Source organism: Mesorhizobium escarrei (genome assembly GCF_935825525.1).
GTDB classification, from domain to species: domain Bacteria; phylum Pseudomonadota; class Alphaproteobacteria; order Rhizobiales; family Rhizobiaceae; genus Mesorhizobium; species Mesorhizobium escarrei.
This window is the reverse complement of the sequence record NZ_CAKXZT010000008.1, coordinates 1-15633: the sequence shown is the minus strand read 5'-3', so window position 1 is coordinate 15633 and position 15633 is coordinate 1. Positions and strand designations below refer to the sequence as shown.

The window sequence follows — 15633 nt, the reverse complement described above, 5'->3', positions numbered from 1 at the left end:
CGGGGTCATCCAGGCGTTCCTGAACCACGCCGTCCGCATAGGCTTTCGATGCCTGGTCGATGAACTCGCCGAACAGCCGCTCTCGACGTGAGCCTTCTTGTCCGAGGCGCTGCGCATGGTCCTGATGATGCTGGGTAAACCAGGTCGTGGCCACGGAGGCCAAGGCGCCGATGGCGGAGCCGGCAAGTGCCGAAACGGCCGAGATGGTCGCTGGGTCCATAGTCATGGGGCTATTCTTGAATTTTTCCGGTCGGGTGCCGGCGTCGCGGAGGATTTGATGTTCGCCGAGGCCTCAGGGTGGCGGACAAGGACGTCGGCCAACGCGAGAGGAAAAGCGTTCTGGTATGGCGACTCGCATTTGCCCGCTTCGCCGCCATTCCCATCGGCCTCGTCACTGAGACCGGCCACGTTGAACGGTTCACCCTGGTCAAACATTTGCGTGAACGAGAATTGCATAAATTGTCGTGGCGCCGATTCCGACCGTGAGAAGCGCGACGGCCGCCTGAAGACTGTGGTTCATCCCAGTGAGCAAACGCGCCGAGGCCACGAGCGGCACGGCAATGACGCTCGACAGCGCGCCCATCCCGATCATCGAGCCCAGGCCGAACAGCACAATGTAGGCCAGGCCCTGCAGCGGGTCTGCGAACTGGGACACGGCAAGGACCAGCAGTGCTGCCGACCCGGCCATGCCGTGCGTCAGCCCCACGGCCAGCGAACGCCAGCGAAACCCATGCTCGTGCCGCTGCTCGGAGCTCCCATTTGAAACCCGGTCGCCAGCGCCGCTGTATGGGTGAATTTGCCGAACGCAACGGTTGCGTCGCCGGAGATGCAGGTGCTCGCGCCACAGCTGCCACAGCACGTGAGTTCCAAGGGCGACGAGCATGACGCCAACCGCAGCTTCGAGGGGCTCGGCAAGTAAGTCTGGAATCCTCCGACCCAGCACGATCGCAGCGCCGGCAAACAAGAACAGCGTCAACGTATGACCCAGTCCCCAGGTCAGGCCGTGCTTGAGGATGTCGGTCATCCTGGTTCGGCGCGCCGCGATACTCGAGACTGCCGCAATATGGTCTGCATCTAGCGCGTGGTGCATTCCCAGGAGGAAGCCCAGACCGAGGATCGGTATGTACGTCATCGGACACCCTTCGTCCCTATCGCGACATCGCGTTTTCAGGCGCTTGACAGCCCACATGCAGCTCGAGTTGACGGGCCGCGCTGGCGGCCGCGTCCGCAAGGTTTCCTGTATAGGTAGGAAACGCGAGTGGGACCCGAGCCAAATCATCCACTCGCAATCCCGCAGAAATGGCTATTGCCGCGACTTGGGCAATCTCAACTGCTCTTTCACCAGCGACGTGACAGCCCAATATCTTTGCTGTCTTGCGATCTACAATAAGCTTGCAAAAGCCTACCTTTCGCCCATCGATAATCGTGCGGATGGTCGAGTCGAAATGGATGACCGCGGTCACGACATCATGGGTTTCACGGGCTTTTGTTTCCGTCAGGCCCGCGCTCGCATACTCCGGATGGGTGAATCCGGCGCTCGTATTTACGCTCTCTTCGAGCCGCACGGTGGGGCCAAGAACCGCGTTCGTTGAAGCCACGAAACCCTGCTGCAGAGCAGGTGGAACCAACATCAGGCGACCGGTCACATCGCCTGCCGCGAAGATATTGGGCACAGACGTCCTTAGGTAGTCATCGACTTTTACGAACCCTCGATGATCGGTCAGGACGCCCAGTCCGCCGAGATTGAGTTCGGCGGTATTCGCCACCCAGCCCGCCGCCACCACAGCAAGCGTGGCCTCGGCGGAGTCCCGTTCGCTGTTCTTGGAGAAATTCATCTGCACTCCCGCCGAGGTCTTCTCGAAGGAGTCGATGCTGCCGAAGTTCTCATGCACCACGATACCTGCCTCACGGAAAGCCGTGGCGACAGCGGCTGCGATATCCTCGTCCTCACCTGAGAGGATGCGTGGACCAGTCTCAAAGAGCTCAACCCGCGAGCCGAATGCATTGAATATGGACGCGACTTGCACCCCCGTTGCCCCGCCGCCTATGACCAGCATAGTCGGAGGAACCTCGGTCAATGAGAAGGCGCTGCTATGGGTGCTCGTGAACTCGAAGCCCGGGATGGGAAGCCGCCGGCCGACACCGCCAACGCAGATGATCATCTTGTCGGCCTGAAGAAGCAGGCCTGTTTCGGTGACGATGGTATGAGGGTCTGCGAAGCGCGCGGCGCCGGCCCTCTCGTGGATGGTAACTCCGGCCGAATCGAGTTGCTCGCGCAAGGAGGAGTGCGCAAGCACGTCACTGACGACCCCGCGCACGCGCGCCAGCAACCGGGAGTAATCCAGCATCAGCTCGCCCACGGCAATACCGTATTGACCTAATTGTTGAACGTCGCGGATCAGCCGGGCTGCGTGAGCCAGAGTGCGCACTGGAACCGGCCCGTCGTTTGCGGCCATGCCTCCAAAACCAGAGCAGGTGACCAGCGTGGTGCGCGCGCCCAGATCCGCGGCGCGTAGCGCGGCAACCGCTCCAGCCGGTCCGGCGCCGATCACGACAACGTCCGTCACCTTGTGGCTCCCTGAGGATGCCCCAACCGGTGCTCGGTCCCTATTAGCGACATGAGATTGGAGACATGTGTGCTGCCCGCACCGGCCAAACTCGCTGCGTTGCGCAGCGCCTTGGCTAGAAGGTTCCGCGAGCGCGGTGTATCGCGGAGTTTCCGATTGGCCAATGCCAGTTCGACCGCCCGCTGCGGTCGGTTACCGATGCCTATGAAAAAGGCAGCCGCGTGGTCGGCGTAGGCCTCGGGGCGTCGCGCCAGCAACACTTCGTAGGCTGATGCCGCACGTTCCGCTTCGCTCGTAGCCTTGGCGCTGCCATGCGCGGCTAGGATCTCCGCATAGGTGGCGCGATATTCCGGATCGTCGGAGGTTTCGAGCAACGGTGTGACGAGCATCAGTGCAAGCTGCAAATGTCCGCGCGCGAGCGCAACTTCAGCGCGATGTCCTCGTCCTGGAACGTGCCAGGGCAAAATGGCCTCGAGTTCAGCGAAGACTGCGTCCGCCCGGTCCAGATCACCACTGCGCATCGCGCTCACGCCCCATTCAAACAGCAACTGGCTGCACGGGAGCGGCGACACGCCATCGTCGGCATCGATTGCAGCCGCATAGGTGGCTTCCGCCGTCACCCGTCGATCCATTTCCGCCAGGAGCGATGCGAGCGCGCCAAGCGTGTGAATCCTGGGATCGTCCTGCACTAGTCTGTCACGCAGGAGTAGCGCGTCATCGTATCGTCCTGTCGCCTGCAGCAGCGCCGCCTTTTCGGCATCGATCTCGTTTCGTGGATATCCGGCCGCGAGCGCTTCATCGAGACGCGCGCTCGCTTCCTCGAAGCGATGGAAACGCCCCGCGAGCCGTGCTCGAATATAGAGCGCGGTTGCGGTGTTAGGCGACAACGCAACCGCCTCCCTGGCGATGAGTTCCGCCCGTTCATGGTCCGCGATACGACCAAGCACGTCACCGCGCACGAACAGCAACTTCGATAGCGCGACCAGGCTGTCGAAGGCCGCACCTTCCGCACGACGAAGCTCCAGGCTATCGATCGATGCCGCAAGATTGGCGAGGGCGATTGGGCCGCTCGTATAACGTCCGGCATTGGTCATCATGCACTTTTCAAACCGGTCAGCAGTGCCGGATAGCCGCACGTCAACGAACCGCCGTCGATCGCGATCGTATCCCCGTTGATCGATCTGGCGTTGTCCGACGCGAGAAACACGGCGGCCGCAGCAATTTCTTTCGCTTCAATCGCGCGCTTCATCGGGATGATGTTCAAGAAGAGCTCGCGCTTGGCGGGATCTTCCAACTCCTTCCGCGTCAACGGTGTCTCCACCAGGCCTGGCGCGATGCCGACCACACGGATGCCGCGACCGCCAAGTTCCAGCGCGCCGCAGCGCGTGATCATGTCGACGCCGGCCTTTGCCGCGCAATAGGCCACCTGCCCCTCGCCCGGCTGCCGCCCATTGACCGAGGAGATGTTAATGATGACGCCGGGGCGTCCCTGCTCGAGCATCTGCCGGGCGGCGTGCTTTACGCCGTAGAAGACGCCCCCGAGGGTGACGGCCTGGACGGAGTTCCATTTGTCGCCGGTGAGCTCGGTCAGGGGCGCGATGGCGCCGAAGCCCGCGCAGTTGACAACGATGTCCAGGGATCCGAATGCCTCGCGAGCCGTGCGCATCGCGCCTTCGACCTGACTCTCGTCCGATACGTCCGTGACTCGGCCGACTGCATGTTCGCCAAGCTCGCGGGCGACGGCATCGAGCGCATTGGCATTGAGATCACAAAGCAAAACGCTCGCGCCCGCTTCAACGAAGCCAGCCGCGATCGCCCAGCCGATTCCTGATGCAGCGCCGGTAACAACGGCGCCCTTGCCCTTCAACGAGTTCATATCCAATTCTCCTGTCGTAACGATGGGGTGGGCTTCGCGACTACGGGCGCGACGCCCCTTTTCGGTTGCAGCCTCAGAGGATCGTAGCCATCTCGTCGAATGAGAATCGCGGGCCGCGCGGGGACAACTTGGCGTCATTGCCGTAGCCGATGTTGATGATTACGTTGGCCTTTGTCTTGCCGTCGGGGAAGAACTCCTGCTCGACCTTGGCCGGGTCAAACCCGGTCATCGGACCCGCATCCAAGCCGACGGCGCGCAGCGCGAGAATGAAGTAGGCGACCTGAAGCGTGCCATTCTGCGCGGCACTGCGCGCGGCGAACTCCGGATTGCCGGCAAACCAGCTCTTTGCATCGGCGTGCGGGAACAGGAACGGCAGCTGTTCATAAAAATCGACGGCATGGCCCATGATCGCCACGACCGGTGCTGCCATGGTCTTTTCGACATTGCCGGGCATGAGCGCCGGACGCAGCCGCTCCTTGGCTTCCGTTGCGCGCAGGAAGAGCGCGCGCAGCGGCTGCTGGTTCGCCGCGGTCGGACCCATCTTGGCGAGGTCGAGCGCCTCGCGCAGAAGCGCGTCAGGAATGGCGAGTCCGCGGAAATGATGGTGGGTCCGAGCTTCGGTGAAAAGCTGGGCCATGGCGGCGGCGCCGAGCGGCTCACCGCGGCCAAGACTCTTGCGGTCGACAGTGATGGTCATTCGAAATTCCCAGTTTGCGATTGGAGGATCGGTTAGGAGCGAGCCGCCGCGCTCGGCGGCACGCGTGTTACTGCGAGACGAGCGCCACCTTCAGCGCATTCTATGGCGCTCGGTTTCCAGGTAGTCGTGCACGACTTGACCGTCGCTCAAAGTCATGTCCCAGAGATGCTGTCGGCCCTCAAGCACGCGCACGACCGGAAGCGCCGCGACCGGGCAGCCGACGTGCGGGACCGTGAACAGCTCCGCTGGGCCTCCCCAGGCGCCCTTCAATCGGACATTGTAGATACCGACGCGGATGAGTTGGGCGACCTTCGGCGTGTGGTTGTCAACGTCGGGAAGCAGCTTGAGCACGAGCTGGGTGGTCTGCAGCTCCTGCTCTATCTCGGCCAAACGGTCTGACAGGTCGACCGCGCGATACGGCATGGTCGCAAGTGCGACTTGCACGCCGCCATAATTGAGGGTGCCCGTCAGCACCTCGCGCACCGTCTTCAGGTCGGGCTCGCCGTACCGCTTGGGGAAGCCGAGGATCTCCCGGCCGGCGAGCGTGGGCGATTCGCTGTCGAGGAATGCCTGGAAGACGTAGATGGCCGGCTTGCCCTCGAAGGTGCACGCCACTGAATGGCCGACCTCGGTGTACGGCCCGAATCCGCTGACCTCGCTCATGCGCCGCCATTCTATGGTGACGCGGTTGCCGTCGGCAGGTTGGAGAGGTGCTGGGACAACCGCGCGCACGGCTTCCGCAGTGCTCTCGTATGTGACGACAAGCTGGTGCATGTCCTTGTAGTGCCATGGGCCGCGCGGATAGGCTGGCCTCAACGTCGGCATAACCGGATACTGCAGGAACTTGTCAGTCCGGGATGCAGCGCCCGCCACGACGGGGCTCTCGCCTGTCAAAGATCGCATGTTCAACTCCTCAGAAATTCCGGTAGGGGGAGGTCGGCTCGCCGGTTAGGCTCGCGTACGTATGGAAAGGTTGGGCTCGCCGGTTTGGTGGGGGCATCGACCCCGTCGCCCAGCCGCTCCCCTCGCCCACCATTCGCAAGCAACGTGAGCAGCTCGTCGAGAATGTCGTCGTCCAGCCAGCGACCGCCGGCGCTTTCGTGCGGCCGGTTGTCGATTAGCGCGCGCTCGATATCGAGGAAGCTTCCCGGTGCGAATACTTGCCCGAGATCGAGCATGAGAAAATCGTCCATGAGCAGATTGCGCAACGGGTGGCGCCCGTCTGACCCTGACGGCCATGCAGTCTTGCCGTCGAGACCATCCCAGAAGGCCAGGTTCGCGTCGAGACGCGACTCGTAAAGGGACCGATACTCCCTGGAAAGCGCGAAAGCGTCTTCGCGATTGTAGAGATCGCGAAGTTCGACCCCCCTCGTGCGTGGATCACGAGCTGAGTTTGCAATCATGACGTTCTTGATCTCCGGCCGACCGAGGCGTTCGAGGCGGATCGGCTTGCCCCGGCGCGTAACGACGATCTCCGAGATGGCGGCGATCAGTGTCACGCCGTCGAATCGTTCAACTATTGGCGCAACCGGCACCTCGACGACGATCGACAAGACGTCGCGAAACTGAACGGTGTTTGTAGCTGTGTTGAAGGACAGCTTGCCCAAAATATCGGTGCGAAGGGTGGCCTCGACATCCATGAAAAACGGATCGCTGACCAGTCCCGCGAAGACGCGCAAGCCATCCTGTTCGAACGGTTTCCCGACGACAAAGCTCGCCTCGCGTCCATTGGATGTGACGATTTGCCCTCTCTGAACCGCGGCTCCTTCCGGCACATCACTGAACCGGATGTCGATCGTTTCTTCAGCCTCTCCGCAGGTAACGCCCTCGGCCGATCGTGTGAGCGGCCGCATCCGAAACCGATGGGTGACAACATCGCTGAAGAAGGACTGCGATGTCGCCATCGGAAACACATTCATGATCAGGACGAGATTTCCCGGTCGTTCGGGACTCGCAAACGCGTAGAAATCAGTGATGTCTACTGCTGGATCGCCCAATACCGCAGGGCCGCTGAAATGGTCTGACATAATGTCTACTGCCCCAACTCTCAGAATTTCTGCTCGATCAAGCCATCAAGTGACTTGAGCCCTGGAACGAACAGATATTCACCACCCTTCACTTTGATGAAGTCCGGCAGGTCGAACAGGAACGGATTCTTGGCGCCGGGCACCAGCATTTGCGAACCTTCGCCGCCGATGCCGTTGATCGGGTCCTGCTCGTTCGGATCAAGTCCGACGAACTCTCCACCCTTCATCCATTCCTTCTGGACGAACTCGAACTGCCGTTCGATATCGGCCTGGATGAACATGTTGATCAGGCCGCGATCGACGCCGTCGTCCTCGAGGGCGCCTTCGCTCAGGAGCGGGCCGTACTCGACACCTCGCCTGATCAATCGGTGCCGCCTCACCGCAGTCGCGCGCTTCAAGGGCGTCGCCCGCGGATTGCTGCGACGCAGGTGCGAACCGAGCGGGCACCGCAGGCCTTCGTCGTCGCCGGCATAGGTGAAGTTGTTGCGACGCTGCGGGTCCGCCGCGATCGCCGGGTCGTCCTTGTCGGGCGACAGATCGAGCGGGCACCCGCTGCGCCAGCGGCCCATCATCTTGGCCGCAACCATTTCCCGATGATTATGGGCGTCGGAACCGTAGAGCGCTTTCGCGGCCGTCGCCAAATATCGGCGAAATGCCGCGACGTCTTGGTAGAGTTTGCGGAAGACGAGGTACGTACCGTTCAGCCGCAGTTCGAACGGCTCGGGCGCCTGCGCCCCGGCCGGGTCGGCCTCATCCTCGTAACCCAGCAGGAACTCGCCCGGTTTCAGCGGACGCCACGTGCCGTCTGGCTCCAGCACACCATCGCCAGGATAGGAAGGTACATTCGCCCCCTCTATCGGCGGCTCCGAGATCGGATCAACAAAACCGAAATGCTGGCCTTCCGATCCGATCCCGTTTTCATGCGCCAGCGCCATCGTATCCTGAACGAAGCGGATCTCGACACCGCCGGTCGCCTCCATCTCGGCGCGAAAGATTCGCATCGCCTCTTCGCGGCCGTCGTCGGAATCGGTGCGAAGCCAGGCCATCGCGTGGATGTCGGGACCGCCGAGGCCGCCCTGCCAGTGCTCCGGCGCGTGCGGCCCGACATCGCCCACGACGCGCGCACGGCCCCGCATCCCGACGCGGAACGCCTCCGGAAAGCTTTCGAGTGACGGCCGGGAGAGCCCGATCGCCTTCAGCCCCTCGTAAGTGAACGCGATGTTGACCGTGAATCGCGTGCCGAGCTCTTGCTGCCGCGCGTTGACGCGGTCGCGCAGATTGCGCAACCACGCGCGCGCCTTCGCGCCGTCGGTGAATTTCACGAAGATGTGGCGCCCGTAGCGCATGAGGATGGGCGCGACCACGTTGTCCTGGATATCGTGAAGGTGGTCCTTCAAATCAGCGGCGGCCAGACTTCGCCTCGTAGCTCGAGTGCTCATGATCGCGCTCCTTCCACGCCAGACCGTCTACGCGGCCTTCTTCACGCCCAACCGCTCGGGCAGGTCGGTGAATTGCTGCTCGTTCGCGACGTCGGCGTCGATGTCGGCGCCGCTCGGCACGAATGGGTAGGGCTTGGCCAGCTCGGCGAAGAAGGCGTTGACCTTGTCCTCGAGGTTGCCGTCGCCGGCGAAGACCGCGCGCTGGAACTTCTGCGTCTTCTGGTACCAGTCGGCCATCTTCTGGATCTGGCCCAGGTTGAGGCTCGGAAGGGCGTCGTAACAGACCAGAGTCTTGATCTGCCCGCGCGCGACGTACTGCACGATGTCGCGCGCCGTCGCGTTCGGGCCGGTCGGACAGCCGATGCACGTGCCCCAGATCTTCTCGAGATTCGTCTTCCCGTTGAGCACGAAGTCGTCGAAGTACTTCTCCAGGCTGCTATCGAACTGCGAGACGAAGTAGAGAGTGGGACCGAACTCGGTGCTGGTGCCGACGAACCAGCGCGCCGTCCGGATCAGGCCAAGCATCGTCGTCGCCTCCGAGAATGTCTTTCCAGGCCCTCCCCAGAACGGGGCCTCGCGGCTCAGCGCATCTCTGAGTCCAACGACGTCGGCATCGGGCTTGAGGGGCCACATACCCAGAAACTCGTGTATCTCCTCGCCGTTGGCCCCCCTCATGATGCAGCCGGGGTGACGCAGGTCCCAGGAGGCCGGGCTTGTGCTTGGCAGGGACCGGACAGTTGAAGTGTCGTGCTTGTCAGTCATTGAGAAACCTCGTTTGCAGTACCAGTGTGGATCGATTGGCGGTCGCTAGGTTAGTCGTTGCTTGGCCCCGACCAGGCAGTTTCTAGTCAAATTCGTGCAGACGATTGTTCCCGCTGCTTGGTCGTTGACCTGGTCCATATCAAGTAAGTCAGGCGGGAGCAGATTGGGAGTTCTCTTTCGCGAACCCGGTGTTCGGTAAAATCGAACATTCAAAATGCGGCGCAGTGCTTAAATGTCAGGCGGAAACTTCTGGCGTTCTACAGGAGCTTGACGCCAACTTAAATTGCAGCAGGGATATCAAATGCTACAGCGACCAAAAGCCGACCACAGTGCTCAAGCCGTTGATACGGGACCATCGGTGAAGCCGAGCGCGCGTGAACAATCACCACACATCGTCATCGTTGGTGGTGGTGTTGCCGGCCTGATTCTGGCAACCCGACTAGGCGATTCGCTGGGCCGCCGCGGCAGGGCGCGCGTCAGCCTGATCGACCGCAGCTGGATCCACGTCTGGAAGCCGATGCTGCACACCTTCGCGGCCGGCACCTGGAACATTCACCAACAGCAGGTGCAATACCTTGCGCACGCGCGCGCGCATCATTTCGATTACGTGCCCGGACAGGTCGATTCAATCGACCGGACGGCGCGGCGCATACGCCTGGCGCCGCTGAAGGCGGGCAACGAAGAACTGGTCGCTCGGGGCCGCGACTTGGACTATGACGTGCTGGTCCTCGCCTTCGGCAGCCGCGCTAACGATTTTGGCACGTCCGGCGTGGCCGAACACTGCCACTTCATCGACAGTCAAGACCAGGCTGACGCCTTCAATACCCGGCTGCGCGCGCAGGTGGTGCGCAGCTTGGCCGAGGGCGATAACATCGACATTGCCATCGTCGGCGGTGGCGCCACCGGCGTGGAGCTGGCCGCTGAGCTGAGCCGGATGGTCGAGTTGGCGTCAGGCTACGGCAACACGGACATCCGCCAGCGCCTGCGGGTGACGCTGCTGGAAGCGGCACCACGCATCCTCGGCGCATTTCCGGAAAAGGTTTCCACGTCTGTGGAGTCCCAACTGCGCGAGCTGGGCGTGGACGTGCGCACTGGCGTGAAAGTCATGGCCGCCGATCCGGGAGGTTATCTGCTCGAGGGCGGCGAACGCGTGCCCGCGGCACTGAAGGTCTGGGCAGCAGGCATCCGCGCTTCCTGCAGCTTTCACGAGAGCGGGCTGGAATTGAACCGCGCTGGCCAGGTCGTGGTTGGTCCTAACTTTATGGCCAAGGGCGAGCAACACATCTTCGCTTTAGGGGATTGTGCGAGTCTTGTGCCAAAAGGTGCAGAGCGACCACTACCGGCCACTGCCCAGGTGGCCAGCCAGCAGGCGCTGCATCTGATCCGCCATCTGCCGGTTTTGCTCCGGAAAGGCACTCCGGTGCCGCCATTCAACTTCCGCGACTTCGGCGCATTGGTAGCGCTCAGCGAATACAATGCCTTCGGGACACTTGGCCGCTTCGGATTTTTCAAAGGAGGCTTCATCAAGGGCCGTTTCGCGCAGTTCAGTCACGCTGTGCTTTACCGTCGCCACCAGCTCTCGCTTCACGGACCATTCCGCGCGACCCTTCTGTGGCTCGCAGAGCGGATCAACGCACTGGTGCAGCCTAGTATCCGAATCAGCTGACGATGTTCGGCAGCGCATCTCAGGCGCAAAGATTTGCACCCTGTAGACGTGGTCACCTTGGAACGCGTCTCCACCGCGGTATGGGGTACCTGGTTCGAACTGCGGTCTTGCGTTCAGCTAAGCAGCGAAGGGCGTCCGTTCGGCGGTTCGGCTAATTCGGGGGTCGGCTGTCTCATCCATGTGCCGGTGCCAGGGCAGGGGCGGAACGAAAGCAGCAACGAGGTGGTCAATGAATTTTCGCACCTTGGATGAGACTTGACGGGTATACGGATAAACAGCCGAAATCGTATAGGCCCGAGGTGTAACGTGGGGCAGTGCCGAGATCAGACTTCCCTCCCGAAGAGGTCCAGCAGCCAGAAATTCAGGCAACAGAACCAGCCCTAATCCGGCGATCGCCATATCTCTCATTGCCTCGAAATTGTTGGCGACAATTCGGCTGCGCATCAGCACGGATATCGGTCTTCCACTGACGCCTTCACTCTCGAACTGCCAAAAATCGCTGCTGCGAACATGCGCGTAGCCGATGCAGGTGTGCTGCGCCAATTCCGCGACGCTTTTGGGTAGGCCGCAGTTCGTTGCATACTCTGGGCTGCAGCACACAATTCTTGAGCAATCACAGAGCTTGCGAGCCTTCAGGCTCGACTCTTTCAAATCGCCAATATGTATGCCGAGGTCATAGCCGCCCTGGGTCGGGTTCACTAGCCGGTCTTCAAAGTCAACGGCAATTTCCAGCTCCGGATGACACCTCGCAAAGTCAGCGATCACTTGCCCCAGAAAGTTGGTCCCAAACGACACTGGCGCGACCATGCGCAGCCTCCCGCTCAGGCCTTCAGTCCGCTCGGATACCCCTTGAGTCGCTTCAGTGATCCCTTGGACCAGCGGGACAACCCGCTCGTACAATGACCACGCAAGCTCGGTGGGCGTAAGCCTGCCTGTGGATCGGCGAAACAGCTCAACACGCAGCGCCGTTTCGAGATCACTGATGCGCTTGCTTATCACTGATTTCGAAATGTTCAGTCGTGTCGCAGCGGAAGTCACGCTTCCGGCCTCTACCACGTTGATGAACGTAAGAATGTCCTCGAAACGCCACTTCATGTGAGCTCTCCGTTAACGTGCGCTGTGATTGGCACGTCTTCAGTTCATGCCATGGTAGGAAGGTGGACAGATCGGTTGTTCTGCTCTCCGGCTGCATAGCTCAACCGGTGGCATCATGCTCTCGTTCAAATTTGCCATGTTCCTCATCAGGCGAGCGCGAAACTTCGAAGAAACTGCTCGCCCCCCAGCACGATGAAAGACACGACCGTCATCATCAGGCCGCGTTGGAAGCGCGCCTGCTTTATGATCCTGACGCGTGACGTTTTCAGCAACTCGGTGGCCAAAACCGAGGTCCAGTCCGACCTCAAGGCCTGGTGCATCAGGTCACGGACATCGGCAAAGTAGCTGGGGTCGACATAGTACACCGGTAGGGTCTTGGAACCATGAGTCGTCTTGCCATTGAATTCCCTCTCCGCGCGTGTCCGGCTCGGATAGAGCACCTGGCCGAACTGAAGGATCGGCATGATGACGATCCCCCAAACGACCGCATAGAACAGCGGCCCGATCGGCGCATGCGTCGGCAAAAGATCGCCGAAGCGCAGCACGAGGTTGAGGGCGAGGATGTAACCCACGCCAACGATTTGCGCCTTGGTGTCGTAGGAACGCGCCACAGTTTGTGCTTCCTGAAGCGCGGCGAGGAGCATCTTGTCGGCATACTCGCGTGTAATCTCACCTGGTCCGGCATACATGCCGGCATCCGATCTCAGAAAGCGGTCGACAAGAGAGGAGGTTTCCGGCATGGCAAGCCCTTTCTCAATGCTGGGGGGCGAGAATGGGCATTGCCGGAACGTCAGGCGCTGCGTTCGTTTCATCCTTTTCCCGAATGCCGTTGACCGCGACGTAAAGGGCCGGGAGGAAGACCAGGGTCAGCACCGTGGCGACAGCAAGCCCTCCGACGATGGCATAGGCCATCGGCCCCCAGAACACGTCGTGCATGATGGGGATCATGCCAAGGATAGCCGCAGCCGCGGTCAGCATGATCGGCCGGAACCTGTGCGTGGTCGCATCGATCACCGCCTTCCAGGGATCGATGCCGCGGCCCCGCTCATGCTCGATTTGATCGACGAGGATCACGGAGTTGCGGATGATCATCCCTGCAAGTGCGATGATCCCGAGGATGGCGATGAAGCCCATCGGCGTGCTCGTGGTCAGCAGCGCGATGGCGACCCCGATGAGGCCGAGCGGCGCCACGCTGATCACCATCGCCATCCGGCGGAAGCTGCCTAACTGCACGATGAGTACGGTAAGCATTAGCGTGATCATCAGCGGAAACTGGGCCAGCAGGGCGGCGTTGCTCTGGCCGCTCTTCTCGACCGTGCCGCCGGTTTCCAGCAAGGTGCCCGCCGGCAGCGACTTGGTGTACTCTTCGATCGCGCCCGCGAGTCGCTCGTGAACGGAGGCGGGCTGCTGCCCCGGCAGCGGTTCCGCCTGAACTGTGATGGTGGGCAGGCGGTCGCGACGCCAGACATAGCCCTCGTCGAGATCGTACTGGAACTCGGCAAGCTCGCGCAGGGGCACCGAGGCACCCGTCGCGGTGGGGATCTGAAGGTTGCGCAAGGCCTCAACGCTTGAGCGCTCGCTGTTCTCGGCCCGGGCAACGACATCGACCAGATAGATCGAGTCGCGAAGCTGAGTGACCGTCGAGCCAGTGAGCACGCGGTCGAGCGCCTGAGCGAGTTGTTCGGAGCTTAGGCCGGCCTGTCGCACGCGATCCTGATCGACGACTATGCGCAGCTCCTTGCTCTTCTCGGCCCAGTCGTAGTTGACATTGCGCACGAGTCCGGATGACCGCAGCACCTTTGCGAGTTCCTCCGCGTGCTCCCTCGCCTCGTCGGTCGTCGGCGCGCTCACCCGGTATTGCACCGGCCAGCCGACCGGCGGCCCGAGTTCCAGGCGCGAGATGCGGGCCCTCACGTTCGGGAAGCTGTCGGCAAACAGCGTCTCGAGCTTCGCCTGAACGCGATCCCGCGCCTCGAGGTCCTTTGCGACGACCACGGTCTCCGCCATGAAGTCGTTGTCGAGCTGAACGTCGAGCGGCAGGTAGAAACGGATGGCGCCACCGCCGACATAGGAGGAGAAGTGGGCGACGTCGGGGTCGCTGGCAAGCGTCTCTTCCAGCCGCTTCGTCTCCGTTTCGGTCGCCGCGATCGAGGCATTCTTCGGCAGCGTCATCGTCACCACAAGCTCGGGCCGGTTTGACGCCGGGAAGAACTGCTGCTGCACGAAACCCATGCCGTAGAGGGAGGCGCCGAAGGCGGCAAGCGAGGCGGCGATGGTAAGCCAGCGGTGCTGCATGCTGAAGCCGAGCAAGCCAATGAAAGCGCGCATGAAGCGGCCAGGCCCATGAGCGCCGTGCGCTTTCATTTGGGAGGGCAGCAAGGAAAGCCCGATCACCGGCGTAAAGAGAACCGCTACGAACCACGAAGCAACGAGCGCCGCTGCGACGACTGCGAACAGCGAAAAAGTATATTGCCCGGTATTGTTGTCAGCGAAGCCGATCGGCAGGAAGCCCAGGATCGTGACCAACGTCCCAGTCAGCATGGGAAAAGCCGTGGACGTGTAGGCGAACGTGGCTGCCTTCAGCTTTTCCATGCCCTCCTCGATCTTGGAGATCATCATTTCGATGGTTATCATCGCGTCATCGACGAGAAGACCGAGCGCGATGATGAGCGCGCCGAGCGAAATACGCTGAAGGCTGATGCCCATCGCCTCCATAAAGATGAACACGATGGCGAGAACCAAGGGGATCGAGAGGGCAACCACGAGCCCGGCCCTGAAGCCGAGGCTGAGGAAGCTGACAGCGAGCACGATGACGATCGCCTCGAACAGCGCCTTGGTGAATTCACCGATGGCTTCGCGCACGACCTCGGGCTGGTCCGAAACCAGGTTGAGCTCAATGCCGACGGGAAAACGTTGCATCAGACGCGCGGCCGCTTCGTGCAGGCCTTCGCCGAATTCGAGGTTGTTGCCGCCCTCGCGCATGTTCACGCCGATGCCGATGGCCGGCTTGCCGTTGACGCGGAACATCTTCGTGGGCGGGTCACTGTAGCCGCGCTGAACCTTGGCGATGTCGGTGAGTTTGTAGAAGCGTCCATCGATCCAGAGGTTGAGGCCGGCAACGCTCTCGGGCTTCAGGAGGGAGCCGGTAACGTCGACAAGCATGTTTTCGTGCGGCGTGTTGATGACGCCGGAAGGCACAACCGCGTTCTGCCGCGCGATCGCCGTCAGCACTTCGTCGAGGCTGAGCTTAAGATTGGCGAGCTTCTGGGGTGAGAAGCTGAGATAGACCTTTTCGTCCTGGTCGCCAAAAATATCGACCTTGCCGACATCGGAGGAACGCAGGAACTCGGTCCGCGCCGTCTCGGCGAAGTCTCGCGCCTCACGCGGCGAGAAGCCGTCGTAGGTGATCCCGTAGATGATGCCGAAAACGTCGCCAAACTCATCGTTGAAAAATGGGCCGACCACGCCAGGGGGAAGCGCCGCCTGGACGTCACTGACCTTCTT

At 61.7% G+C, this 15633-nt stretch carries 13 protein-coding genes and 1 pseudogene; 1 reads left to right on the top strand and 13 read right to left on the bottom strand.

The annotated features are described in order from the left end of the window. The 10 genes and pseudogenes from NMG80_RS37695 to NMG80_RS01170 form a co-directional block, all read right to left on the bottom strand. Positions 1-226: pseudogene (locus NMG80_RS37695) on the bottom strand (hypothetical protein); the annotation flags it as partial. Positions 227-427: 201 nt separating this feature from the next. Then, positions 428-1132, bottom strand: coding sequence for a HoxN/HupN/NixA family nickel/cobalt transporter (locus NMG80_RS01210; protein WP_254016441.1), 705 nt, complete (start codon positions 1130-1132; stop codon positions 428-430). A gap of 16 nt (positions 1133-1148) precedes the next feature. Continuing rightward, positions 1149-2567 (bottom strand): dihydrolipoyl dehydrogenase family protein, encoded by a 1419-nt coding sequence (locus NMG80_RS01205; RefSeq protein WP_254016440.1) that lies wholly within the window; start codon positions 2565-2567, stop codon positions 1149-1151. Next, positions 2564-3664 (bottom strand): hypothetical protein, encoded by a 1101-nt coding sequence (locus tag NMG80_RS01200; protein WP_254016439.1) that lies wholly within the window; start codon positions 3662-3664, stop codon positions 2564-2566. Before NMG80_RS01200 ends, NMG80_RS01205 begins: the two co-directional genes overlap by 4 nt. After that, complete coding sequence (locus NMG80_RS01195; protein ID WP_254016438.1) at positions 3661-4443, bottom strand: SDR family NAD(P)-dependent oxidoreductase; 783 nt, start codon at positions 4441-4443, stop codon at positions 3661-3663. Before NMG80_RS01195 ends, NMG80_RS01200 begins: the two co-directional genes overlap by 4 nt. Positions 4444-4516: 73 nt before the next feature. After that, on the bottom strand, positions 4517-5140 hold the full coding sequence (locus NMG80_RS01190) for a malonic semialdehyde reductase (RefSeq protein ID WP_254016437.1): 624 nt from the start codon (positions 5138-5140) through the stop codon (positions 4517-4519). A gap of 90 nt (positions 5141-5230) precedes the next feature. After that, positions 5231-6043, bottom strand: a complete 813-nt coding sequence (locus NMG80_RS01185) for an acetoacetate decarboxylase (protein WP_254016436.1) — start codon at positions 6041-6043, stop codon at positions 5231-5233. A gap of 2 nt (positions 6044-6045) precedes the next feature. Beyond that, entirely contained in the window at positions 6046-7167 is a 1122-nt protein-coding gene (locus NMG80_RS01180; RefSeq protein ID WP_254016435.1) for a DUF4331 family protein, read from the bottom strand. 20 nt (positions 7168-7187) lie between these two features. After that, positions 7188-8606, bottom strand: coding sequence for a Dyp-type peroxidase (locus NMG80_RS01175; RefSeq protein ID WP_254016434.1), 1419 nt, complete (start codon positions 8604-8606; stop codon positions 7188-7190). A 27-nt stretch (positions 8607-8633) separates the two neighbouring features. Next, entirely contained in the window at positions 8634-9368 is a 735-nt protein-coding gene (locus NMG80_RS01170; protein WP_254016433.1) for a hypothetical protein, read from the bottom strand. Between the two features lie 301 nt (positions 9369-9669). Between NMG80_RS01170 and NMG80_RS01165 the strand changes: the two genes are divergently transcribed. Further along, positions 9670-11034, top strand: coding sequence for an NAD(P)/FAD-dependent oxidoreductase (locus tag NMG80_RS01165; protein WP_254016432.1), 1365 nt, complete (start codon positions 9670-9672; stop codon positions 11032-11034). Positions 11035-11151: 117 nt separating this feature from the next. On the opposite strand, the gene NMG80_RS01160 is transcribed toward NMG80_RS01165, so the two are convergent. The 3 genes from NMG80_RS01160 to NMG80_RS01150 all read right to left on the bottom strand — a co-directional run. After that, positions 11152-12129 carry a LysR family transcriptional regulator gene (locus tag NMG80_RS01160; RefSeq protein WP_254016431.1) on the bottom strand — a complete coding sequence of 326 codons (978 nt, stop codon included), beginning with the start codon at positions 12127-12129 and terminating at the stop codon, positions 11152-11154. A 146-nt stretch (positions 12130-12275) separates the two neighbouring features. Further along, on the bottom strand, positions 12276-12869 hold the full coding sequence (locus tag NMG80_RS01155) for a Pycsar system effector family protein (RefSeq protein ID WP_254016430.1): 594 nt from the start codon (positions 12867-12869) through the stop codon (positions 12276-12278). A gap of 13 nt (positions 12870-12882) precedes the next feature. Then, the coding region (locus NMG80_RS01150; protein ID WP_254016429.1) for an efflux RND transporter permease subunit at positions 12883-15633 on the bottom strand (2751 nt) is incomplete at its 5' end.